Raw genomic sequence first — 24,300 nt, 5'->3', positions numbered from 1 at the left:
AATGAAGATAGGAATTACATGTTATCCTTCTATGGGAGGTTCAGGTATTATCGCAACTGAACTTGGGATAACACTTGCTGAAAGAGGGCATGATGTCCACTTTATCACTTCAAACTTACCGTTTCGTATTAGAAAACCACTTCCAAATATTACTTTCCACCAAGTAGAAGTAAACCAATATGCAGTTTTTCAATATCCACCTTATGATATCAGTTTAAGTACAAAAATCGCATCTGTAATTCGTGAATATGATTTAGATATCCTACATATGCATTATGCAGTGCCTCATGCGATTTGCGGCATATTAGGACGTCAAATGTCTGGCAAAGACGTCAAAATCATGACGACTTTGCATGGTACAGATATTACAGTGCTTGGTTTTGATCATTCTCTTAAAGATGCGATTAAATTTGGTATTGAAAATAGTGACGTTGTAACAAGTGTAAGTAAATCATTAGCACATCAAACGCAAGAAATCATCGGTACTGATAAAGAAATCATACCGATTTATAACTTTGTCAGAGAAATTGATTTTCCGACAAAACGAAATGATGCATTGAAAAAAGTTTATGGTATCAAACCTGATGAGAAAGTATTGATTCATGTTTCGAACTTTAGACAAGTCAAACGTATTGATACGATTATTGAGACTTTCAAAAAAGTGCATGATCAAATACCATCGAAATTACTATTACTAGGTGATGGACCAGAGTTAATGGAAATGAAACGTTTAGTACGTGAACTAGATATTGAAGATGATGTCATGTTTTTAGGAAAACAAGAATTTGTAAATCAATTTTATCAAATGTCTGATTTAGTACTCTTGTTAAGTGAAAAGGAAAGTTTTGGTTTAACTTTATTAGAAGCGATGAAAACAGGTGTTGTACCCATCGGTTCAACGGCGGGCGGTATTAAAGAAGTGATTAAACATGAAGAAACAGGCTTTATTGTTGATATTGGAGATAGCGATAAAGCGAGTGAATATGCGATTAAGTTATTAACGGATGATACGTTGTATCAACGTGTTCGCGAACAAATGCTGAAAGATGTGACAGAACGTTTCAACTCTGAGTTAATCGCAGATCAATATGAATATTATTACAACCAAATGTTAGAGGAAAATCATGAATAAAGACTTATTTTTAAAAGCTGCACCTATTTTAAACCAAATACAAGAGAATGGATTTGAAGCCTATTTTATCGGTGGATCGGTCCGTGATTATTTAATGAACCGTCCTATTCACGATATTGATATTACTACTAGCGCTTCTCCCGATGAAATCGAATCCATATTTGATCATACGATCCCAATTGGTAAAGAACATGGAACGATTAACGTGGTTTATCGAAATGAAAATTATGAAGTAACCACATATCGTGCCGAAGGTGAATACAAAGACCATAGACGGCCAGATGAAGTTTATTTTGTACGTGATTTATATAAAGATGTAGAGCGTAGAGACTTCACAATGAATGCGATTGCGATGGATACTGATTTTACCATTAGAGACTATTTCGGCGGATATGAAGATATTAAACAAAAACGAATTGTTACAGTAGGGCCTGCAGAAGAGCGTTTTACTGAAGATGCTTTGCGCATACTACGAGGCTTACGCTTTAAATCGCAATTAGGGTTTGACATAGAAGATGACACATACAACGCGATGAAAAACCGTATGGCTGATACTGCCTATTTGTCCATCGAAAGAATCATAGTGGAGTTAACGAAACTACTAAATGGTAAAGATGTCGCACACGTTTATCCATTATTACTTGAACTGAATTTCTTTGATTATGTGCCATTTTTCAAAAATCATAAGATGTCACACATTCATATTTGCGAACCAATTTCATTAGAATTAATGCTTGCGGTAATGATGTTTAAACAACCGGAGAATGACGGTGCTTTAGCAAAACTAAAAATTAGTAACGATATGAAAAAGAAGGTAAAAATGTATTGTAGTATTTTTGAAAAGCTAGAAACACTTTCAGATAAAAAAGCATTGCGTCTTTTAGTTTACGACTACGGCTTGCCTGTATTATCTTATATATTGTCGATGCATGAAACACTGAATGAAAACAGGATTTATTTAGGTCATCCTTTAATAATAAATCAAGAATCAATTAAAGAGATTGACAAGGAATTAGTGATTTCTAAAAGAAGTGATATCGCTATCAATGGTAAAATCATATTAGAAACATTAAATCGAAAAGGCGGCCCATGGTTAAAAGATATACTAAGAAAAATAGAATGCGCGATTATCAATCATGAGTTGCAAAATGAACAAAGTGAAATCATAAAATGGGTGAAAGCAAATGTCTAAATATAGTCAAGATGTCGTTAAAATGTTATATGATAATCAACCAGAATATATATCTGGTCAAATGATAGCAGAACAGTTACAAATTTCGAGAACTGCTGTTAAAAAAATTATAGATCAATTAAAAGCAGAAGGGTGTGTTATTCACTCTGTTAATCATAGAGGCCATCAATTAGAACAGCTTGCGGATACTTGGTATCCTGGAATTGTAGAGCAAATTGTGGATGCACAAGGTTTTTTCGATGATGTCTATGTTTATGATACGATTGATTCGACACAGCTTGCTGCGAAACAAAAAATGGTTGGCCATCAAAACGCAATGTTAGTGTTGAGTAATGAACAAACGAAAGGGCGTGGCCGTTTCAACCGTTTTTGGGACTCAGCAAAAGGGAAAGGTCTATGGATGAGTGCAGTATTTCGTCCTAAAGTTCCTTTTTCTTTAATCACTACATTTAATTTATTTATGGCTTTAGCAATTCGCGAATCTATCCAACCATTTTCAAACGATAAAGTTGAAATCAAATGGCCGAATGATATTTATATCGGTTCGAAAAAAGTATGTGGTTTTTTAACGGAAATGTCCGCAAACAGTGATGGTATAGAAGCTGTTATATGTGGTATCGGTATCAATATGAATCAACATGCAGACGAATTCCCAGAAGAGATTGCACATCGTGCCACAAGCATTTTTGAACATGCCGATCAAAAAGTAGACCGTTATGCATTTTTAGATACATTATTAAAAAATATGAAAAAACGTTATATTCAATTCTTAACCGTACCATTTGAATCTATTAGAGACGAATATAGAACACACTCGAATATCTGGCATAGAACATTGAAATTCACAGAAAATGATGAACAATTCAGTGGTCAAGCGATAGATATCGATAAAGATGGTTTCTTATTAGTCGTAGATGAAGCAGGTACAAACCACCGTTTAATGAGTGCAGATATAGATTTATAGAAAGGAGGCGATCGTGTGAGTCAAACTACTTATGCAGTGGTAGATTTAGAAACGACAGGTAACCAGAAGGATTATGATGAAATCATCCAAATCGGTATTACATTTGTACGTAATTATGAAATTGTCGGCTCATACCACTCTTTAATAAAGACAGACTTAGAAATTCCGCCTTTCATTCAGGCACTCACGTCAATCGAAGACGCTATGTTAACACAAGCGCCATACTTTCATGAAATTGCAGATGAAGTTTATGAAGTCTTGAAGGATTGTGTGTTTGTTGCACATAATGTCTCTTTTGATTTGAACTTCTTAAAAAATGCATTTAGAAAATGTAATATTACTTATCATCCAAGAAAAACGATTGATACTGTAGAATTGTTTAAAATTGCATTTCCAACGGATAAAAGCTATCAGCTGAGTGAATTAGCAGAAAATCATAATATTCCACTGAATAATGCTCATCGCGCTGATGAAGATGCGGCTACTACAGCAAAATTAATGGTTAAAGCTTTTAATGTATTGAACGCATTACCGACTGATACATTGAAACAACTTTATTACTTAAGCAAAGATTTAAAATATCAGTTACATGATGTATTGTTTGAAATGGTTAGACATCATGGCGATCAGCCATTAGATAATCAATACGCTCAATTTGAACAAATCATTTACAGAAAACAAGTCGATTTCAAAGCACCTTCCATTGATTTTGAAGGTTCAACTGAAGACTTTTATAAAAAGGTCATTGACGCTTTGGGGTTCACATATCGACCAAAGCAACTTTATTTAACAGAAATTATTTTAGATCAACTCATGCATAATGATAAAGCATTGATTGAAGCACCTTTAGGTTCAGGTAAATCTATTGCGTATTTAATTGCAGCACTGATGTATAATATTGAAACTAAACAACATGTCATGATTTCAACAAATACTAAGTTATTGCAAAATCAGTTATTAGAACATGAAATACCTACACTAGAAAAAGTACTTGGTTACCGTATCAATGCGGCGATTATCAAAAGTAAACGTGAATATATTTCTTTAGGACTCATCAGTCAAATCCTTAAAGACGAAACACAAAACTACGATGTAACTTTACTTAAAATGCAGTTGTTGATATGGATTACCCACACAGAAACAGGGGACATTCAAGAGCTTAATCTTAAAGGCGGACAAAAGATGTATTTAGAGCAAAAAGCTGAAACTTATGTGCCGGTCCGTCATGATATTCATTACTATAATTTCTTAAAACGTAATGCACAAAATATCCAAATTGGTATAACAAATCATGCGCATTTAATACATGCTTCTCAAGAAAATAGTATTTATCAATTGTTTGAAGACTGTATTATCGATGAAGCACATCGCTTACCAGATTATGCATTAGACCAAGTCACAAATGAACTCAGCTATTCAGATATTAAATATCAACTAGGTTTAATCGGTAAGACTGAAAATGAAAAACTATTAAAGGCAGTAGATCGTCTTGAACAAAAACGTATCTTAGAAAGATTAGATATTCCACCGATTGATGTTTTTGGACTTAAAACCGCAGTAAATGATATTCATGAATTGAATGAACAATTATTTACGACAATCTTCGATATTATCCATGATTCTACGATTCATGATGATGATAATCATAAGATTCATTTTGTAAATCAATTTGATAAAGCGCCGATATTAAAAGATATCCATGAGATTATCCATAAATTGAACTTAACGTTAGAATACTTTAATGGCATGAGTCATAAAACTATCAAATCAATTCGTAAACATTTACTGTACATCAATGACCACTTCCGTGCGATTGAACAAAGTTTAAAAGCAGATCACACATGCTTTTTATCCATTAAAAATTTAGAACAGAAATCAACGATTACGATTTATGTGAAGGATTATAAGGTGAAAGATATACTTTCACATCAAATTTTAGACAAGTTTAATGCCTTAACTTTTATTTCAGGCACGTTAACTTTTAATGGATCCTTTGAAGCTTATAAAAAGTGGTTTAACCAAGATGCTGAATTCAACACGTATATTATTGACGATGTAGTTGATAACCAAAATAAAGCAACTATCTTTATTCCAAATGATGTTGAGCCTTATCATTATCGTGATGTAGAAAAATATGAGCACGCGATTGTCAGTTATATTACTGAATATGTAAATATGACTGAATCTAAATGTTTAGTGCTCTTTACAAGTTACAAAATGATGTATCATGTTCAAGAATTATTAAATGACTTACCTGATTTTGAAGATTACATTATCTTGTCACAGCAAAACAATAGTCAAAACTATAAAATAGCGCAACAATTCAACAGCTTTGATAAAGCAATCTTATTAGGAACAGGAACATTCTTTGAAGGCTTTGATTTTCAAGGTGACGGCATTAAATGTGTCATGATTGCAAAACTGCCGTTTATGAATCAGAACAATACGAAATACTGGTTGATGGATTCAGAGTTTGTCTCCACGTTTAAAGACTATGTGCTGCCTGATGCAGTCATTCGTTTCAGACAAGGATTAGGGCGTTTAATTCGAAACGAAAATGATAAAGGCATCATTGTTTCCTTTGATGACCGCTTAATCAAAAGTAATTATCAGCATTTCTTTATGCATACGTTAAAAGCATTCAATCAGCAAATCGGTAATCTGCAAAAGTTCAGTAAAATATTAAAGCGATTAACCGCACAATAGAGTTTATCAACTAGAAGAAAACGCATTTATTTGATAAAATATATACGGGTTAAAAGTTAATCAAATGCTCAAAGCAACTTGATAAAATTAGAAGTTTCGAGCAATCATTAATTCTCTAATAAATGTCAAAAAGAAGTATAGGAGTTTGAATAATGAAGACTACAATCAAAGAAGCAAAGAACTACATTGGTCAAGAAGTCACAATTGGCGCTTGGCTTCAAAACAAACGTTCTAGCGGTAAAATTGCATTCTTGCAATTACGTGATGGAACTGGATTCATGCAAGGTGTCGTAGTGAAATCTGAAGTAGATGAAGATACATTTGCGACAGCTAAAAACTTAAATCAAGAATCATCAATGTACATTACAGGTACAATTACAGAAGATAATCGTTCAGATTTAGGTTATGAAATGCAAGTTAAATCTATTGAGATTATTCATGAAGCACATGATTATCCAATCACACCAAAAAATCACGGTACAGAATTCTTAATGGATCACCGTCATTTATGGTTACGTTCTAAAAAACAACATGCAGTGATGAAAATCCGTAATGAAATTATTCGTGCAACATACGAATTCTTCCACGATAACGGATACGTTAAAATTGATCCACCAATTTTAACAGCAAGTGCACCAGAAGGTACAAGTGAATTATTCCACACTAAATATTTCGATGAAGATGCCTTCTTATCACAAAGTGGTCAGCTTTATTTAGAAGCAGCAGCAATGGCATATGGTAAAGTTTTCTCATTCGGTCCGACATTCCGTGCTGAGAAATCTAAAACACGCCGTCATTTAATCGAATTCTGGATGATTGAAGGCGAAATGGCTTTCTATAACCACGACGATAGTTTAGAAGCACAAGAGCAATACGTTGCTCATGTTGTTCAATCTGTACTTAAGAATTGCGCCTTAGAACTTAAAATCTTAGACAGAGACACTTCTAAACTTGAAAAAGTTAAAACACCATTCCCACGTATCACATATGATGATGCAATCGAATACTTAAAACAAGAAGGATTTGATGACATCGAGTGGGGTGAAGACTTTGGTGCACCGCATGAAACAGCGATCGCAAACCATTATGATTTACCAGTATTTATCACAAATTATCCTACAAAAATCAAACCATTCTATATGCAGCCAAATCCAGACAATGAAGACACAGTCTTATGTGCTGACTTAATCGCACCTGAAGGTTATGGTGAAATTATCGGTGGCTCTGAACGTATTAATGACTTAGAATTATTAGAGTCACGTATCGAAGAACATGGTTTAGATAAAGAAAGCTATGAGTACTATTTAGACTTACGTCGTTATGGTTCAGTACCTCACAGCGGCTTCGGTTTAGGTTTAGAAAGAACAGTGGCATGGATTTCTGGCGTAGAACACGTTAGAGAAACAGCACCATTCCCACGCTTATTAAACCGTTTATATCCATAAACAATTCTATGATTTGAATGAAAAATAAATGGGTCCAGTCATGTGTGTAAACGATGACTGGACCATTTCAATAGGTAAAATATCAAAAAAGGAGGGTCACTTTGGATATAGAATTACTTAGAAAACGCCCCGTTGTTATTAGAAGAGAATTACTCGATCACTATGCTGACATGGGATTATCAGAAACTGATTTAATCATCTTATTAAAATTAATTTATGAATATGAGCATTCAAATAAACAACCTTCTATTTCATATCTTAGTAAAGGTACAACGATGAAGGAACGTGAAGTGACAGGTGTTATTCAGCGTCTAATTCAATTAGACTTATTAGATTTAACAGTACAAAAAGATGAAGAAGGACGTTTTGCTGAATTTATGAATCTAGATGGTTTTTATCAATCTTTCAGTAAAATTTTAAAATCCCAAGAAACACAACAACGTGAAATGAATAACCAAGAGTCCTTTAAGTCATTATTCCAAATGATTGAAAGCTCATTTGGCCGTCCTTTATCACCCATTGAAATTGATACATTAAATCAGTGGATTGACGTTGATCACCATGATATTTCAGTGATTCAAGCTGCGGTGAATGAAGCATTGAGTCAAGAAAAAATGAGCTTTAAATACATTGATAGAATCCTATTAAATTGGAAGAAAAACAACGTTAAAACAGTGGAGGACTCTAAAAAGATCAGTAGTCAATACCATACACCGCAAATGAAACATACAGTCAAAAGCATTCCGAAATTTGACTGGTTGAATCAGGAGGAATCATAATGTTAAGTAAGAAAAAAGCATTAAGTATGATAGATGTCATTGATGAAATGTTTCCAGATGCAGAATGTGAGCTTAAACATGATAATCCATTTGAATTAACCATTGCGGTGTTGCTATCTGCACAGTGTACAGACGTATTAGTTAATAAAGTAACACGTGAGTTATTTAAAAAGTATAAAACACCACAAGATTATTTGGATGTCAGTTTAGAAGAACTGGAACAAGATATTCGCTCAATCGGTTTATATCGTAATAAAGCGAAAAACATTCAAAAGCTATGCCGATCACTTATCGTTAAATTTGATGGCAAAATACCTAATAATCGTACAGATTTAGAAAGTCTTGCAGGTGTTGGTCGAAAAACTGCGAATGTTGTATTAAGTGTCGCATTCGGTGTACCAGCGTTAGCAGTTGATACACATGTAGAACGTGTTTCTAAAAGATTAGGTATTAATCGATGGAAAGACAGCGTCAAAGAGGTAGAAGAACGCCTGTGTTCAATTATTCCAAAAGAAAGATGGAATCAAAGTCATCATCAACTGATCTTCTTTGGACGTTATCACTGTTTAGCACGTGCACCGAAATGTGATATTTGTCCTTTATTCGATGATTGTAGAGAAGGGCAGAAACGATATCGTGAAAAACTAAGAAAAGAAGCTAAAGCATAAGAGGTGATTTTTTGATTACAAAATCTGATTTTGAAGCTTTAGAAGCCCAAATTGATGTCTTTGCGAAAAAGAAACAATTAACATCAGACCAAGGAAAAGCGTTACTTGATGAATATTTAACTTTAATCGAACACTATTTTTGTCAGATTAACAATGTTGAAACAATTGATTACGATAAGTTAGATACTTATCCAGTTGTGCCCATTAATTTCCAAGAACGATTTGATTATATTCATCAACGAAAACACCACTTTATGGGCTATCGTCAGATGAAAACACTCATCAGTGAACTCATTAAAATGAACGCAGCGTATAAAGCAAGACAAGCACATCAAAAACGCTAATAATTTGAATGAAAATGATAAAAGACATGTATGAATTTCTTGTTCAAACATGTCTTTTCATATTATTAAGTATAGAAAAAAGTGCAGTGCTCAGAAGTTTGAGTCACTGCACTTTTATTATTTATGAAGCTTTATTATTGAAAATGGCATGTAGATTAAAGAATCTAGATAATGCATTGCTATTTTGATTATCGCCTTGCTGGTTGTTGTTGCCTTGTTGTTGATTATTGCTTTGTCCTTGTTGGTTATTGTTACCAAAGTTTTGACTTCTGTTATTTGAACCTTGTTGTTGACTATTGTTGCTATTACTGCTGCCGCCTTGAGTAGTACCATTACCGTTTACTTTACGGTTTGTAGTATTGTGGTCAGGGTTGCTAGCAACGTATAAGTCAGATTTGCTTGAACCATTAACTGAAGCTGGACGTTGGAAGTCTTGTCCGTCTCTAGGACTGATATCTGACATCACATCTTCAAGCAAGTATTGTGGATACTCTTGTTCGTTATGACCAACGAATGAGTTTTGACCATATTCTTTAACTTTATTGAAGCCCATCCAAACTGACATTGAGTATTTAGGAGTGAAACCGTTAATCCATACATCTTTCGCTGCGTTATCAGGTAAGTTGTATTGTTGGTAAGTTTCTGAACCATAAGTACCTGTACCAGTTTTGGCTGCTAAGTTAACACCAGATACGCCATGACCATAAGCAGAACCCCAAGCTTCAAATGTACCTTTTAGTACTTCTGAAAGCATGTATGCTGTGTAATCATGCATAGCTCTGTGGTGTTTGTGATCAAACTCCGTAGTATTACCTTCTTGATCGACAACTTTAGTAATACCGTGTGCTTGGTTGTATTCACCGCCATTAGCTAACGCTGCGAAAGCAGAAGCTAAATCAGTAGGTGAGAATTCAGATGATGAACCACCAAGTACTTCTGAAGGACCAATTTCACCTTCATATTTCAAGCCAACTTTGTCTGCAAATTTCTTAGGTGCGTCTTGACCAGCATCTTGTTTCGTTTGTTGCCAAGCTTTCAATGCTGGAATGTTGAAACTTTGACGTAATGCATCATAAAGTGTGACATTACCATGACTCTTCGTATCATAGTTTCTGAATGTAGTACCATCTACCATGTATTCTGATTCGTCTTGAAGTTCATGGTTTGTTGCCCATTGCATATTCTCAATTGCTGGTCCGTAAGACAAGAATGGTTTTAATGAAGAACCAGTAGGGTGAGGGTCAGTTGCTTGGTTACGGTCGACAACATCTTTGAAGTGTCTGCCACCAGAAATTGCGACTAATCCACCGCTCTTACTGTCCACAATTGTTGAACCAACTTGTTGATCTTCGTTCTTATAGTAATTGCCGTTATCAATACGGTTCTGCAATGCTTTTTGAACGCTAGAGTCCATATTAGTATAAATCTTAATACCACTATTCATTAAGTCGCCAAGATTTTTGTCTTGGAACTCAGGATGTGCCATTAATTCAGACTTCACAAAGTTCACATATGAGTTATACTCAGGATCTTTATTATCTGGCTTAATTGCACGATCATCAGCACTACGTTTAACTAAGTTTTTCTCAATTGGTGTATCTTGCGCTTTTTTCATATCTTGTTCAGAAATACGTTTATGATAATGCATTAAGTATAATACAGTATCTTTACGAGATTCCGCTTCTTTAGGATTATCATATACATTGTATAAGTTAGGTACTTGAGGTAAACCTGCTAAGTACGCTTCCTCAGCTAAATTTAAATCTTTCAAATCCTTGTCGAAGTAATATTTAGCTGCTGCTTTAATCCCATAAACACCGTCAGAGTAGTAAATTTTGTTTAAGTAGATTTGGAAAATCTCATCTTTACTGTACTCTTGTTCTAAACGATACGATAAGTATGCTTCTTGTGCTTTACGGCCAATCGACTTTTGATCGGTTAAGAATGAACGTTTAACAACTTGTTGTGTTAATGTTGATGCACCTTGTGAACCGAATCCGCCAGTAATGTTTTTACCGACCGCACCGAATAAACGTTTATAGTCTAAAGCACCATGCTTATAGAAACGATTATCTTCAGTAGCTAGAACGGCATCTTTCATATTTTGCGGAACATCTTTTAAGTCCACGTGTGCACGTCTTTGACCGTTATCAAGTGTCTTGATTAATTTACCGTCTTTATCATAAATCTTTGCTGGTATAGGATCTTTTAATTTTGCATCAGAAAACGCTGGCGCTTTCCATGCGTAGTAAGCGAATAAAAGAACACCAACTAAGGCTAAGACAATAAACGCAATTAAAATGAAGCCAATAATCTTAATAATTGTCCTCTTAATATTCCTATTCTGTTTTTTACCAGACTTTCCATTCTTAGAATGAGAAGTCTTCTTTCTTTCCGTCATACGCGGTCCTCACTTTCATCTAATATCAACTTATCAACGGCTTTGAGGTAATTCAATCGTGGTTGATACTGATAAGGAATATGGTAACCATTTTTTCTTATTTCTTCAACTGTAATTGATTTTCTGATGTTATTTTGATGTCTTTGCCAAAAGTTTTCAAAGGAACGATAAGGTAGCATATAAACTTCATCTAATGCTTTAAAACGAATTAGTAAAAATACAATTCCGTTTTGTTCATAGCATGATTTCATATGCGCAACTTGGTGTTCATGAATATTTTGTAATGGAAAAGACGTCTTGCTCTGTGTTTCTTTTGCTTCAAAATCAATATAACGGCCATTATAAATACCGTTATAGTCAGTTGTAGATGGGGTGCGGAAATATGCTTCTTTAATCACAGCTTTACTGCGTTTAGGATAAGAAACATTTACGATTTGAACGGGTGTCGGTTTCTTGTGTATTACTGCTTTACCTGTAGAAAGGTAGTAATCGTTTGATAATTCGATTTCCTTTTCTAAAGTCATCCCACGTCCGCCATACTTGATTTTACTTGAATTGAATGGGTTTGTGCGTCCAACTTTAGTCTTATTTCTATTAAATGGTTTACCATTTGGATAATTCATTTGTTTCACCACACCAACAGGTTTTTAAACCGTAATAATTATACACAACTTACAGTGAGATGCAAACTCTCGAAACTTATTTCAATACAAAGCTTACTTAAAAACCTTCCTTTAGAATTTAAGCAAACATTGGTTTGTGTATATGTCACTTATTTTAACGTTAATCAGGCCATTTAACAATATTGAACCCTTTTATCATAGGGATTTAAAGGTTTTCTGAAATGACGTACTTATCAATATATGATAATTTAATTGTGAGGGAGGCGAAATGTGATTGTATACCATTATCTCAACATTAATAGAACAAACCTATATTATGAAACAAAGATATGAAGAAGCTAGATCAGGTAAGGCATATGATTTCAAAAACGAGGTGATGCCTTTTGCTTATCACATCGATGATTTGTTGAACCATTTGGATGGTTATGCAGAAAATATCATTGCGCTTTCATACATGAATCAGTTGAAGTATCAAATACTCAAAGAAAATTTAGAACGCCTTTCTGTCGAATGTCATTATGCTTCAGCAAGCCGGAAACTCTTTATGGATAAACTGAAAAGTGTGAACTATGACTTAAACTATTTAAAGGAAAGTGAAACGCAATATGGTTAAAACAGCATATGTTACCGGCTATAAATCCTATGAATTAAATATATTTAAAGATGATGCACCTGAAGTAAAATACCTTAAATTATTTTTAAAAAATAAATTGCAAAATCTGGTTGAGGAAGGTTTAGAATGGGTATTGATACAAGGACAATTAGGAATTGAAATGTGGACAGCTGAAGTGGTGCTTGACTTGCAACAAGAGTATCCTGAATTAAAGCTCGGTGTGATTACACCTTTTCAAAATCATACAGAACGTTGGAATGAACAAAATCAGTTGAAGTATCAACAAATTATTGAAAAAGCTGATTTTCATGATTCAGTGCATCACGCACCCTACGAAGGACCCTTTCAATTCAAACAAACAGATCAATTTATCCTAGACCATACTGATATGACTGTTCTAATTTATGATGAAGAACAAGAAGCGAGTCCAAAGTTCTTTAAGCGGATGTTAGTTGATTTTGCAGAACAAACAAACTATACTTATGATGTTGTAACGTTTGATGAAATCAATACATTCATCAGTGATATACAGTGGTCTGAAGAAAGTTTCGAATGAGGTGGAGAAAAAATGGCAGATGTATCTTTAAAATTATCAGCAAAAGATATTTATGAGAAAGACTTCGAAAAAACCCTTGCACGTGGATATAGAAGGGAAGAAGTAGATGCATTTTTAGATGACATCATCGCAGACTATCAAAAAATGGCAGACATGAATAATGAAGTAATTAAATTAAATGAAGAAAATCATAAGTTGAAAAAAGAACTTGAAGAGTTACGTTTACGTGTAGCTACTTCTAGACCACAAGAAAACAAAAGTTTTTCTTCAAACACAAATTCTAGTAATGTAGATATTCTTAAACGTATCTCTAATTTAGAAAAAGCAGTATTTGGAAAATAGTTATTCTAAGTTTATGGCTCGAAGTCTGAAAAGTTGTGCTTTTTCGGATTAGCTTTACCATAGACAAAGAACCATGCTATAATTTTAAGAAGTGATATTTCGGGTAATCGCTATAGCAATATAGAGGAAAGTCCATGCTCACACAATCTGAGATGATTGTAGTGTTCGTGCTTGATGAAACAATAAGTCAAGGCTAATAGACGGCAGTGAAATAATCTAAGTCTTTTGGATATGATTAAAGTAGCTTGAAAGTGCCACAGTGACGGAGCCTTTACAGAAATGTAAAGGGTGGAACGCGGTAAACCCCTCGAGTGAGCAATCCAAATTTGGTAGGAGCACTTATTTAGCGGAATTCAACGTATAAATGAGGGAATAAGTGTGCGTAAATACTTATTCCAGACAGATGGTTACCACCGGCGTACGAGTGACTACTAGTGCACGTTATCAGTACTAAGGTACAGAACATGGCTTATAGAAATATCCTCACTAGTTCAGCTCTCCAAGATTGGAGAGCTTTTTTATTTGATATCTCGCTTACTACACATATATTACCGCTTCAAAATTTGCTACAATAATAAAGTAAATCAACAAAAATAGAAGGAAGGTCAACGCATATGTATCAATTATTAGCAGTATGTCCAATGGGTCTTGAAGCTGTAGTTGCAAAAGAAGTTAACGCATTAGGCTACGAAACAACAGTGGAAAACGGAAGAATATTTTTCGAAGGCGATGAAACTGCAATTGCCAAAAGTAATTTATGGCTGCGTACTGCTGACAGAGTCCGATTAGTCATGGGACGCTTTAAAGCAACAACATTCGAAGAATTATTCGAACAAACCAAAGCATTACCTTGGGAAACAATCATTACAGAAGATGGTAATTTCCCAGTACAGGGTCGAAGTGTTAAATCAACGCTTCATAGTGTACCTGATGTTCAAGCAATCGTGAAAAAAGCAATTGTTGAACGCTTAAAAGATGCCTACGCACATAAAGGATGGTTAGATGAAACAGGAAGTAAGTATCCTTTGGAAGTCGCAATTCATAAAGACGAAGTACTTTTAACAATTGATACTTCTGGTTCAGGTTTAAACAAACGCGGATACAGACTCGCACAAGGTGAAGCGCCAATTAAAGAAACATTAGCTGCTGCGTTGATTCGCTTAGCTAACTGGGATGGCAACACACCTTTAATCGATCCATTCTGTGGTTCAGGAACAATCGCAATTGAAGCATGCTTAATTGCACAAAATATTGCGCCTGGCTTTAACCGCTCATTCGTTTCAGAACAATGGGATATCATGCCTGATGATCTATACGAACAATTGCGTGACGAAGCAGATCAACAAGCAGATTACGACAAAGAAGTTGAAGTCTATGCATATGATATTGATCCTGAAATGGTAGACATTGCGATACGTAACGCTGAAGAAGTAGGATTGAGTGAAGTCATTCAATTCGGTGTCAAAGATGTGAATACTTTAGATATCCATACCGATCAACCTATCGCATTAATCGGTAACCCGCCATACGGTGAGCGTATTGGTGATAGAGAAGAAGTTGAAGAAATGTATCGCTATCTTGGTAAGTTGATGCGTCAGCACAAAAACTTATCAGAGTACATTTTAACAAGTAATAAAGAATTTGAATTTTTAACACAACAAAAAGCAACAAAACGTAGAAAGCTCTTCAATGGTTATATAGAATGTACGTATTATCAATATTGGGCTAAGAAAAAGTAAATAGTTTGAAAAATTGGGGTGACTAGGATGAATCAAGAATTTAAACGCGGCATAGTATACTCCATAATTGCCTATATCCTTTGGGGAACATTACCAATTTATTGGTCGTTGCTCAATGATATCAGTCCGTTTGAAATTCTCGCTTATCGTATTATTTTATCCATGATTTTTATGGTTGTATTAATCATGGCAATGGGAAAAAGTTCACAATTTATAAGTGGCATTAAAGCCTTAACAACTAAACAACTTTGGGCTATTATTCTAGCCGGCTATATCATTACAGTAAACTGGGGCACATTTATCTGGGCGGTTAATAATAATCACGTACTCCAAGCGAGTTTAGGTTATTATATTAATCCACTCGTCAGCATTTTACTTGCGATGATCTTTATGAAAGAAAAATTCAATAAGTTAGAATGGTTAGCAATTTTCCTTGCTTTTATTGGTGTGCTATACATGACGTTAAAAATCGGCGAGTTCCCGGTTGTTTCGATTATTTTAGCAGTGTCATTCGGATTTTATGGCCTGCTTAAGAAAATTGTACCGATTGATGCTTTAAGCAGTATTACATTTGAATGTATCGTTACAACGCCAACAGCTTTGATTTATATCGTTTATTTATGGATCTCACATCAAACAACCATTGGTATCAACATGCCGACATTCTGGCTATTGTTCTCAGGGGCTATTACAGCGATTCCATTAATTTCGTTCTCTGCAGGTGCAAGACGTATTCCTTTATCATTAATGGGATTCATTCAATATATCGGTCCGACATTAATTTTTATTTTAGGTATTTTTATTTACAGAGAACCTTTTGATACAAATCAATTCGTTACCTTTATCTTTATTTGGGCTGGAATTATCGTTTACAGCTTATCTCGCTACTTACAAATTAAGCATGCGAATAATCCAGGTCTTTAAAATTATGATGCATTTGACTAAATATCAGTCAGATGCATCTTTTTTATTCTCCGCAACATCGATTTTAATCCTTTAGAGTAAAGCGCTTTTAGTATACAATTAAAGCAATGTTATTTATAAAGGGGTACATAATCTATGACGAGTAACAACCAATTAGATATTTTATATAAATTAAAAAAAGAAGTCGAAAAATCAAACCATCAAGATTTGGTCCATATTATCAACCAAGTCATTAAAAAAGTTTATCTAGATCAATACACATTAACATTTGTCGGTCACTTTTCAGCAGGCAAATCTACATTAATCAACTTACTACTAGAACAAGAAATCTTACCAAGTTCACCTGTACCGACAACCAGCAACACAGCAATCGTCAGTGTCGCTGATAAAAGTGAAATTATCGCAAACTTAGAAGGTCAAAAATATACACGCTTGAATAATTATGATGAAGTGAAGCAATTAAACAGACAAAATGGGGATGTAGAGTCTGTAGAAATTCGTTTTGAATCTGATAAATTCAAAAAAGGATTCACCTTACAAGATACACCAGGTGTAGACTCAAACGTTTCATTACACCAAGCATCAACAGAACAATTCATGTTTACCAGCAATATTATTTTTTATACAGTAGATTATAACCATGTTCAATCCGCAATGAACTTCCAATTTATGAAACGTTTGAATCATGCAGGCATCCCAGTAGTATTCGTAATAAATCAAATCGATAAACATAATGATGAAGAGCTTTCATTCGATGCTTTCAAACAAAATATTCAGCACGCGGTAGATGAATGGGACTTAGAACTTCTGAAAACATTTTATGTTTCTAAGTATGACCACCCAGAAAATCAAATTAATGCACTGTCTGATTTCTTAATCGAACAAGATACACATCGCGAGTCTATGGAAGACTATATTGAAAGAATCACACAGTTTATTACCGAAGACCAAAAATCATATATTCAAGCTGAAATGCAGGATATTTTAGCAAATTTAGATATTGATGCTTCACAATTTGACCAAGCTTATTTAAATTTCCAACAGAATCAATCTGTTAGTGAAGAAGCACAGTTGTTAAATGATCCAGATAAGCTCTATAAATATTTAAATTATCAACGCAAAAACATTTTAGAAAACGCATACTTAATGCCGCATGAAATGCGTGAAAAGATTCGTCTCTACTTAGAGAGCCAAGTAAAAACATTCAAAGTTGGCGGATTCTTTAATAAGAAAAAGAAAACTGAAGAAGCTAGGGAAGAGCGTTTACAAAATGTAATGACAGCGTTACAAGATATTGTAAATCAACAAATCAGACAGCCAATGCGAGAAGATATGTCATTCTTAACCCGCTTCATCAACCAAACAGACGTCAACCAATCTATTTTAAATCAGCATTATGAAATACCATCCTCACTTGTCACAGATTTATACCAAGAACAAATGAGTATCAGTAATGCTTATGTATTAAACTTCTGTGACGATGTCGTTAAAGCTATTCATCGATTTATTAAAAAAGAATCTGAACCTCTATTAAAACGTGCTATTGAAAATGCTGAAACACAACATGTCGACGATGAAGAAGAGACGGATCAAAATGATTATGAAAAATATATTGAGTTACGTAAGCTACGTGAATCACTCATCACAAGAAATTATCAACATTATTATATTCATTTAGATGATTCATTAGATAAATTGATTGACCGTACAGAAATCACATATACAAAAGAAGAGCTAGAAACACCGAAAAAACAACTGAACCAAACTAAACAAAAAACTGAGTTAAAATCTGATATCGATATTGAAACAATTAAGCAAGGTATCGATATCATTGATCCTGTTCCTTTATTTGAACAAACCAAATCAGATTTGAAGGCTGCTATTGAACGAATGGATCAACAAATTGTGAAAATCGGCGTCTTCGGTACATTCAGTGCTGGTAAAAGCAGCTTAATCAATGCGTTACTAGGTGAAAATTATTTAGTAAGTTCACCAAATCCTACTACAGCAGCAACAACAGAGCTCTCATATGGTAATTCAAGTGCAATCACTTTAAAACAAGCACCTCAATTACTCGCGGAATTAAATCAATTAGTTGAATCTCAAAAATTCCACTTTGAGAGTTTAGAGGACTTTAAAGCAACAGATACAACAGAGTTAAAACATTCATTGAAGAAAGAACAACTTGCTTTTGTTAATGCGGTTAAAGAACAATTAGATTTATACCAAAATATGATTCAAGATGGTTACCATCACGATATCAGTCAGGATGAAGTGAAAAAATGGAGTGCTCAAGATGAGTATGCTGCGTTTGTGGAAACTGTTCATTTAAACTTACCGATAGACTGGTTGAAAAATAAAATTATTGTAGACTCTTTAGGTCTTTATTCAAATAACCAACGTCATTCTAATGAAACGGAAAAAATATTAACATCATCTGATTTGATTTTATACGTAAGTTACTTCAATCATTCATTTACTGATAACGACAAAGCATTTATTGAGTATATGAAAGAGATGAATCAACTCAATGAAAATCAAACATTCAAGATGATTATTAATGCAGTAGATTTAGCAGAATCAACAGAAGATTTAGAAGCTGTGGAAGATTATGTCAGCGATGCATTACAACAAGTAAATATGCCTGCTGATATTTATAGTGTTTCTAGTCGACGTGCATTAAAAGAGGGCGATGAAGGGCTAAATAAACTAAAAGATAGTCTAGATTATTTTGCGGAGGTCGAATCTAAGGTTGTTTTACAACAACAAATGAAAGCGCAACTTGAACAAATTAGTGCCTCTTATACACAAATGTCAGAAGACTATCAAAATAATCGTGAAGAAATGGAAATGCGTCAACAAGAAGTAAGAAAGATTGAACAAAAAGGTGCGATTCCAAATACGACTTTAAAAACGACTAAGCAACATGTTTATAACGAAGTTGAAGATCAAGTATATCACTTGAATGAACGCTTAAAAATTCAATTGTTTGATGAAGTTCGTACAGTATTCAACGGGCAAATGACTAAAAACAATGACTTTGATGCTGAAAAACGTGATGCAGTTAAAACATATCTTGAACAAATCCATGGCAGATTGTATATGGAACAAACTTTAATTGCTGAACGTATTAAAAAATTCTTTAATAAGCAACTGGAAGATCAACTTGCACCTATTGTTAAGCAATTGAATCAATTGCATATTTTATTGCAGCCACACTTTGAGATTGAAATGGATAAAGATAAAATTACAACGATGCATATTGATTTTAATGAAATGTTCGAACATCTTCCGAAAAAATTGACGAAAAAGCGTTTGTTGCAACTGAAAGCACAAAAAGAACTACAAGAGCAAATCACAATGGAAACGGTTGACTTGTTGCAAAACAACATTAACCAATTACGACAAGAGTTAGAACAACAAGTGTCTAAGATGGGCAAGATTGCAGATCAACAATTAAATGAGATTTCAAATGAAATACATGAACAAGCAAGCGCATTATTAAGCGTTAAAATTGATAATAGCTTGATTCAACAAATTGATGCGGCTAACCGTCAATTAAAAGAAATTATTTAACTTAGAAAGAGGAAGTAGTATGACAAACAAAGTATTGCTGGTAGATGGAATGGCGTTATTATTCCGCCATTTCTATGCTACAAGCATTCATCATCAATTCATGAGAAATTCAAACGGAGTTCCGACTAATGGCGTACAAGGATTTGTTCGTCACATCTTTTCAGCGATAGATGATATTCAGCCGACACATATCGCTGTATGTTGGGACATGGGGCAACAAACGTTTCGAAATGAAATGTTTGCAGATTATAAACAACATAGACCAGCACCGCCTGATGAATTGATACCACAATTCGATTTAGTTCAAGATATTTCAAACGCACTTGGGTTTGTTAATATTGGAGTTAAAAATTATGAAGCCGATGATGTTATCGGAACGTTAAGCAGAAATTTATCAGAGGATAACGAAATTTATATCGTTACAGGAGATAAAGATATCTTACAATGTATAAATCCTAATGTTGAAGTTTGGTTGACTAAAAAAGGATTTAATATTTATAACCGTTATGATTTAACACGCTATCAAGAAGAATATCAATTACATCCGCTTCAACTCATCGATATCAAAGCGTTTATGGGAGATACCGCTGATGGTTATCCTGGCGTCAAAGGAATTGGTGAAAAAACAGCACATAAATTAATCTTAAAATATCAGTCTGTAGAAAATGTTATCAATCACATTGACGAATTGACACCGGCACAACAAAAGAAAATCATCAGCCAATTAGATGATTTGAAACTTTCAAAACAACTTGCAGAAATCCACACTAATGTACCATTAGATGTAACAGCATTATTTAATCAAATGCAGTATCATCTGGATTTCATTGATATTTTCAATGTCTTAGATACTCACGATTTGAAAGTGTCTAAGAAATTTATTGAAAGAGAATTCTTACCATTTTAATCATTCAAAACAAAAGCGGGAGGGCGTTTCACAGTTAATAACTGTGGAGACGTCCTCCCGCTTCTTTTATTTTAATTGCTGATAGAGCGCTTGTTGCGCATGATGATTGGCTTCTTTATTTTGTGCTCTAGGAATCCAATCAATCAGACATAAATCAAATGCTTTCATTTTCTTCGCTGCTTCAACTAAATAACCTTTAAACTTCTCATTCTTAGCAAAGCCTTTATCTAAACTGTCAGTGATCAGCTTAGAATCGGTATAAATTAATGCCGTAGATACATTTAATTCTAATGCACAGTCTAAGGCAAAATTAAAAGCTTGCCATTCTGCTGAATGATTGTCAGTAGGTGCGATATCTTGCGTGAAAGTTTGATGGTTACTCTCTTCAATAATTGTTGCTGCAATAGATGCTGGTCCTGGATTACCTTTAACTGCTGCATCAAAAAATATTTTAGCCATACATCATTCCATCCTTAATCAAAATATTATATTATCTATACCCTTAATCAGTAACCTTCATCTTTGGATTGAATTTTACCTTTTCGGTACATTGATTTAGCCCAGTAACCAAATGGCACATTAAAGATTGTAGCAAGTAGTTTTAAGAAGTAAGTCGTAATAAAGATTTCAAAGACTGCACCTGCTGGCAGCAAACCAATAAACGCGATACTTACAAAAAGGGCAGTATCAATAATAGAACTTAATGTCGTACTCCCATATGCACGAATTGCAAATGTGCGATCTGACTTGAATACTTTTTTAATCGCATTGAAGATAAAGACATCGATATGTTGTCCGATGATATAAGCGATAATCGAACCTAACGCGATTCTAGGTACTATATTGAAAATTGTACTTAGCGCTTTTTGTGCCATATCTTCTGGAGCGGGAATAAAATGTAATGATAGTTGCATTAAAATTATCATCACTAATGATGAACTAAAGCCCATCCATACTGCTCTTTTAGCTACTTTACGTCCATAGATATCGTTTAAAATATCCGTCGCTAAATAAATAGACGCAAACATTACATTTCCTAAAGTCGCAGAAATCGTAAAGATGTCTACAGTTTTAATTACTTGAATGTTAGCAATTACAGTTCCGATAGCTACCCAAGCAATCAAACCTTGCTTACCGAACAAACGATACATTGCGACCATTAATGTAAAGGTCACTAGAAAGGCAATAATACCTAATATTTCATTGTAAAACATAATTAACCTCCTAAATTTTGTTAATGCGGGTGTTTAGAAACCGCAACTCAACTCATATATTCTATAGAAATCGTACATTAAATGCAATAGCCATTTAGTTACAACTACAAAGTAGAGAGATGAAGTTAACCGTGTCGCATGATATAATGAGGCTAAATTAATCGTCCTTAAACCATTTAAGGTGTTATTAATTATGTAAAGGGAGTGACGATTATTTTTTCAAAATCCGAAAAAAGAGCGCTTGATTCCATAGATGATTTATTAAGCACTTACTGCAAAAATTGTGAATTAAAAACATATAATCGTAAAACAAAAGGGAAAACACATGCACATCATTTTTGTATTTACGAATGTTCAGTAGGTAAACAAATCAAGCAATTTGGTAACGAACTACAATAATTGGGGGTTATTTTGATGGAAATCGTTCGTATTGAACCGACACCAAGTCCGAATACCATGAAAGTGGTATTGAATAAGAAAAGAGAGGACAATCAATCCTCCACCTATACAAAAGTAAAAGAAGGCCAACCTGATTTTATCAATAGACTTTTAGAGGTTGATGGTGTTAAATCCATTTTCCATGTCATCGACTTTTTAGCTGTGGATAAAGCACCAAAAGCAGATTGGGAAGCATTATTGCCTAATATTACAGCTGCAATTAGTAATGAATCTGAAACTGAAACAAATGATACACCTGCACCTGATGAACATTTCGGCGAAATTAAAGCGGAAGTGCTCAAATTTAAAGGTATCCCGTATCAGATTAAACTCACTACCACTAAGGATGAAGAACGCAGACAATTACCAGACTACTTTGTCGATACAATGCTAGCAGCACAAAAAGATGATGACAATGTAGTATTTATGCGTAAGTGGGAAGATTTAGGTACGCGTTATGGCGAACTAGAAGAAGTTATGGATAATGTTGAAGAAGAACTTGTCGCACTATATCCTGAAAATAAACTTAATGAATTAAAACAAGAAGCATTAAATACAGATATTGTGGTTCCAACAGCACACTATCAACATGTGACAGTTGATGAATTTAACGCGGCAGAAGATTGGAAAGCGCAACTTAGAATGTTGAAGTCTTTCCCAACACCAACCAAAGAAGATTATCCTCTTATCGAAGCTGCATTAAACCATCCTAAAATTCCAATTCGACGCGAAGCTATTGTGCTAGCAAGTATGGTAGAAGATGAGTCAGTTCTTCCATATATGTACCAAGGTTTACAAGATAAAAATCCTGGTGTACGCCGAACTGCCGGAGATGGATTAAGTGATTTAGGATTTAAAGCAGCTTTACCAGAAATGGAGAAAGCTTTAGATGATCCACAAAAGATTGTGCGTTGGCGTGCCGCGATGTTTATTTTTGATGAAGGTGGCGAAGCACAATTACCAGCTTTGAAAGCACATGAAGATGATGACGCTTACGAAGTGAAGTTACAGATTCAAATGGCCATCTCTCGTATTGAAAAAGGTGACGAAGCACTAGGATCTGTTTGGAAACAAATTGCTAACCGCAATAAATAAGCGGAATTAGGATGAATCAACAAATTAATTAGATTACATTTCTGATTATTTCATGTAAAATAAACTATAAATGAACAAGGAGTGTATATTATGAATCCATATGAAGCATATATGCAAGAACTCGCACAAGGTATGCGTAGCGAGTTAACGCAAAATGGTTTTGAAAGTTTAGAAACTGCAGAAGCAGTTGATCAATATATGGACAATGTAGGTGCTGAAGAGACTACATTTGTTGTTATTAATTCAGTATGTGGTTGTGCAGCTGGATTAGCTCGTCCAGCAGCTGTAGCAGTTGCTGAGCAAAATGATAAAAAGCCTGATCACAAAGTAACTGTCTTTGCAGGTCAAGATAAAGAAGCAACACAAGAAATGAGAGAGTTCATACAACAAGTACCTTCAAGTCCTTCTTTCGCTTTATTTAAAGGTACAGAATTAAAACATTTTATGCCTCGTGAATATATTGAGGGACGCGATATTCAAGATATCTGTATGGATATCAAAGATATGTTTGATGAAAACTGTTAATCAATTTGAATTGATTTCATAATCGAAGGTACGGGACAATATTTGATGGCTGACTCAGTCCATCAATTGTCCCATTTTTTATAATTGGAGATACATACGATTTGAGGAGGAGATAGG

At 34.3% G+C, this 24,300-nt stretch carries 22 protein-coding genes and 1 other RNA gene; 19 read left to right on the top strand and 4 right to left on the bottom strand.

Features of this window, described 5'->3' with window-relative positions; all coding sequences use genetic code 11:
* The first annotated feature begins 1 nt into the window (after nt 1).
* The 8 genes from bshA to CD112_RS02920 all read left to right on the top strand — a co-directional run bounded on the left by bshA (nt 2) and on the right by CD112_RS02920 (nt 9,230).
* A complete protein-coding gene (bshA, locus tag CD112_RS02955; RefSeq protein ID WP_002480963.1) occupies nt 2-1,132 on the top strand; it encodes an N-acetyl-alpha-D-glucosaminyl L-malate synthase BshA in 1,131 nt (376 codons plus the stop codon).
* Nucleotides 1,125-2,324: a CCA tRNA nucleotidyltransferase gene (locus CD112_RS02950; protein ID WP_103363820.1), complete on the top strand. Its 1,200-nt coding sequence runs from the start codon at nt 1,125-1,127 to the stop codon at nt 2,322-2,324. Before bshA ends, CD112_RS02950 begins: the two co-directional genes overlap by 8 nt.
* Nucleotides 2,317-3,288 (top strand): biotin--[acetyl-CoA-carboxylase] ligase, encoded by a 972-nt coding sequence (locus CD112_RS02945; protein WP_023015197.1) that lies wholly within the window; start codon nt 2,317-2,319, stop codon nt 3,286-3,288. The genes CD112_RS02950 and CD112_RS02945 overlap by 8 nt, the downstream gene beginning before the upstream one ends.
* A 15-nt stretch (nt 3,289-3,303) precedes the next feature.
* A complete protein-coding gene (locus CD112_RS02940) occupies nt 3,304-5,994 on the top strand; it encodes a helicase C-terminal domain-containing protein (RefSeq protein WP_023015198.1) in 2,691 nt (896 codons plus the stop codon).
* A gap of 152 nt (nt 5,995-6,146) precedes the next feature.
* On the top strand, nt 6,147-7,439 hold the full coding sequence (asnS, locus tag CD112_RS02935; protein WP_002480959.1) for an asparagine--tRNA ligase: 1,293 nt from the start codon (nt 6,147-6,149) through the stop codon (nt 7,437-7,439).
* A gap of 101 nt (nt 7,440-7,540) precedes the next feature.
* Complete coding sequence (locus CD112_RS02930) at nt 7,541-8,218, top strand: DnaD domain-containing protein (protein ID WP_103363819.1); 678 nt, start codon at nt 7,541-7,543, stop codon at nt 8,216-8,218.
* Nucleotides 8,218-8,886 (top strand): endonuclease III, encoded by a 669-nt coding sequence (gene nth, locus CD112_RS02925; protein WP_103363818.1) that lies wholly within the window; start codon nt 8,218-8,220, stop codon nt 8,884-8,886. Before CD112_RS02930 ends, nth begins: the two co-directional genes overlap by 1 nt.
* 11 nt (nt 8,887-8,897) lie before the next feature.
* A complete protein-coding gene (locus tag CD112_RS02920) occupies nt 8,898-9,230 on the top strand; it encodes a YpoC family protein (RefSeq protein ID WP_103363817.1) in 333 nt (110 codons plus the stop codon).
* A gap of 121 nt (nt 9,231-9,351) precedes the next feature.
* Here the strand turns inward: CD112_RS02920 and CD112_RS02915 are convergent, their stop codons facing one another.
* The gene (locus CD112_RS02915; protein ID WP_103363816.1) at nt 9,352-11,631 is read right to left on the bottom strand and encodes a transglycosylase domain-containing protein; all 2,280 of its coding nucleotides are present in this window, start codon (nt 11,629-11,631) and stop codon (nt 9,352-9,354) included.
* Nucleotides 11,628-12,254 carry a Holliday junction resolvase RecU gene (gene recU, locus CD112_RS02910; protein ID WP_023015200.1) on the bottom strand — a complete coding sequence of 209 codons (627 nt, stop codon included), beginning with the start codon at nt 12,252-12,254 and terminating at the stop codon, nt 11,628-11,630. The genes CD112_RS02915 and recU overlap by 4 nt, the downstream gene beginning before the upstream one ends.
* Before the next feature lie 274 nt (nt 12,255-12,528).
* Here recU and CD112_RS02905 point away from each other — a divergent pair, with 274 nt between their 5' ends.
* The 8 genes from CD112_RS02905 to CD112_RS02870 all read left to right on the top strand — a co-directional run bounded on the left by CD112_RS02905 (nt 12,529) and on the right by CD112_RS02870 (nt 20,911).
* Nucleotides 12,529-12,867 carry a DUF1798 family protein gene (locus CD112_RS02905; protein WP_103363815.1) on the top strand — a complete coding sequence of 113 codons (339 nt, stop codon included), beginning with the start codon at nt 12,529-12,531 and terminating at the stop codon, nt 12,865-12,867.
* Nucleotides 12,860-13,423, top strand: a complete 564-nt coding sequence (locus CD112_RS02900; RefSeq protein WP_057510508.1) for an SLOG family protein — start codon at nt 12,860-12,862, stop codon at nt 13,421-13,423. Before CD112_RS02905 ends, CD112_RS02900 begins: the two co-directional genes overlap by 8 nt.
* 12 nt (nt 13,424-13,435) lie before the next feature.
* The gene (gene gpsB / locus CD112_RS02895) at nt 13,436-13,765 is read left to right on the top strand and encodes a cell division regulator GpsB (RefSeq protein WP_002480951.1); all 330 of its coding nucleotides are present in this window, start codon (nt 13,436-13,438) and stop codon (nt 13,763-13,765) included.
* Nucleotides 13,766-13,860: 95 nt separating this feature from the next.
* An RNA gene (gene rnpB, locus CD112_RS02890) (RNase P RNA component class B) lies at nt 13,861-14,242 on the top strand.
* A gap of 137 nt (nt 14,243-14,379) precedes the next feature.
* A complete protein-coding gene (locus CD112_RS02885; RefSeq protein WP_002480950.1) occupies nt 14,380-15,504 on the top strand; it encodes a THUMP domain-containing class I SAM-dependent RNA methyltransferase in 1,125 nt (374 codons plus the stop codon).
* Nucleotides 15,505-15,531: 27 nt separating this feature from the next.
* Nucleotides 15,532-16,428 (top strand): EamA family transporter RarD, encoded by an 897-nt coding sequence (gene rarD, locus CD112_RS02880; RefSeq protein ID WP_103363814.1) that lies wholly within the window; start codon nt 15,532-15,534, stop codon nt 16,426-16,428.
* A 135-nt stretch (nt 16,429-16,563) separates the two neighbouring features.
* The gene (locus CD112_RS02875) at nt 16,564-20,004 is read left to right on the top strand and encodes a dynamin family protein (protein WP_103363813.1); all 3,441 of its coding nucleotides are present in this window, start codon (nt 16,564-16,566) and stop codon (nt 20,002-20,004) included.
* 19 nt (nt 20,005-20,023) lie between these two features.
* Nucleotides 20,024-20,911, top strand: a complete 888-nt coding sequence (locus tag CD112_RS02870) for a 5'-3' exonuclease (RefSeq protein ID WP_103363812.1) — start codon at nt 20,024-20,026, stop codon at nt 20,909-20,911.
* Between the two features lie 66 nt (nt 20,912-20,977).
* On the opposite strand, the gene CD112_RS02865 is transcribed toward CD112_RS02870, so the two are convergent.
* Nucleotides 20,978-21,370, bottom strand: coding sequence for a ribonuclease HI family protein (locus CD112_RS02865; protein WP_023015205.1), 393 nt, complete (start codon nt 21,368-21,370; stop codon nt 20,978-20,980).
* Nucleotides 21,371-21,417: 47 nt separating this feature from the next.
* Entirely contained in the window at nt 21,418-22,125 is a 708-nt protein-coding gene (locus tag CD112_RS02860; protein ID WP_002480945.1) for a queuosine precursor transporter, read from the bottom strand.
* A 204-nt stretch (nt 22,126-22,329) separates the two neighbouring features.
* On the opposite strand from CD112_RS02860, the gene CD112_RS02855 reads away from it, so the two are divergent.
* From CD112_RS02855 to brxA, 3 genes are all read left to right on the top strand, one after another.
* Nucleotides 22,330-22,524, top strand: a complete 195-nt coding sequence (locus CD112_RS02855) for a zinc-finger domain-containing protein (protein ID WP_082709474.1) — start codon at nt 22,330-22,332, stop codon at nt 22,522-22,524.
* 15 nt (nt 22,525-22,539) lie between these two features.
* Complete coding sequence (locus CD112_RS02850) at nt 22,540-23,658, top strand: conserved virulence factor C family protein (protein WP_023015206.1); 1,119 nt, start codon at nt 22,540-22,542, stop codon at nt 23,656-23,658.
* A 90-nt stretch (nt 23,659-23,748) separates the two neighbouring features.
* Complete coding sequence (gene brxA, locus CD112_RS02845; RefSeq protein WP_002480943.1) at nt 23,749-24,183, top strand: bacilliredoxin BrxA; 435 nt, start codon at nt 23,749-23,751, stop codon at nt 24,181-24,183.
* The last annotated feature ends 117 nt before the right edge of the window (nt 24,184-24,300 follow it).

The organism is Staphylococcus simulans (assembly GCF_002902285.1).
GTDB classification, from domain to species: domain Bacteria; phylum Bacillota; class Bacilli; order Staphylococcales; family Staphylococcaceae; genus Staphylococcus; species Staphylococcus simulans.
Note: the sequence above shows the minus strand (reverse complement) of the source record. Positions and strands in the feature narration are given on the sequence as shown.

Excerpts from the sequence above, each read along its gene's own strand:
- bshA (WP_002480963.1), top strand. The coding sequence starts at position 2 with ATGAAGATAGGAATTACATGTTATCCTTCTATGGGAGGTTCAGGTATT.
- CD112_RS02950 (WP_103363820.1), top strand. The coding sequence starts at position 1,125 with ATGAATAAAGACTTATTTTTAAAAGCTGCACCTATTTTAAACCAAATA.
- CD112_RS02945 (WP_023015197.1), top strand. The coding sequence starts at position 2,317 with ATGTCTAAATATAGTCAAGATGTCGTTAAAATGTTATATGATAATCAA.
- asnS (WP_002480959.1), top strand. The coding sequence starts at position 6,147 with ATGAAGACTACAATCAAAGAAGCAAAGAACTACATTGGTCAAGAAGTC.
- nth (WP_103363818.1), top strand. The coding sequence starts at position 8,218 with ATGTTAAGTAAGAAAAAAGCATTAAGTATGATAGATGTCATTGATGAA.
- CD112_RS02915 (WP_103363816.1), bottom strand. The coding sequence starts at position 11,631 with ATGACGGAAAGAAAGAAGACTTCTCATTCTAAGAATGGAAAGTCTGGT.
- recU (WP_023015200.1), bottom strand. The coding sequence starts at position 12,254 with ATGAATTATCCAAATGGTAAACCATTTAATAGAAATAAGACTAAAGTT.
- CD112_RS02900 (WP_057510508.1), top strand. The coding sequence starts at position 12,860 with ATGGTTAAAACAGCATATGTTACCGGCTATAAATCCTATGAATTAAAT.
- gpsB (WP_002480951.1), top strand. The coding sequence starts at position 13,436 with ATGGCAGATGTATCTTTAAAATTATCAGCAAAAGATATTTATGAGAAA.
- CD112_RS02885 (WP_002480950.1), top strand. The coding sequence starts at position 14,380 with ATGTATCAATTATTAGCAGTATGTCCAATGGGTCTTGAAGCTGTAGTT.
- rarD (WP_103363814.1), top strand. The coding sequence starts at position 15,532 with ATGAATCAAGAATTTAAACGCGGCATAGTATACTCCATAATTGCCTAT.
- CD112_RS02875 (WP_103363813.1), top strand. The coding sequence starts at position 16,564 with ATGACGAGTAACAACCAATTAGATATTTTATATAAATTAAAAAAAGAA.
- CD112_RS02870 (WP_103363812.1), top strand. The coding sequence starts at position 20,024 with ATGACAAACAAAGTATTGCTGGTAGATGGAATGGCGTTATTATTCCGC.
- CD112_RS02865 (WP_023015205.1), bottom strand. The coding sequence starts at position 21,370 with ATGGCTAAAATATTTTTTGATGCAGCAGTTAAAGGTAATCCAGGACCA.
- CD112_RS02860 (WP_002480945.1), bottom strand. The coding sequence starts at position 22,125 with ATGTTTTACAATGAAATATTAGGTATTATTGCCTTTCTAGTGACCTTT.
- CD112_RS02850 (WP_023015206.1), top strand. The coding sequence starts at position 22,540 with ATGGAAATCGTTCGTATTGAACCGACACCAAGTCCGAATACCATGAAA.
- brxA (WP_002480943.1), top strand. The coding sequence starts at position 23,749 with ATGAATCCATATGAAGCATATATGCAAGAACTCGCACAAGGTATGCGT.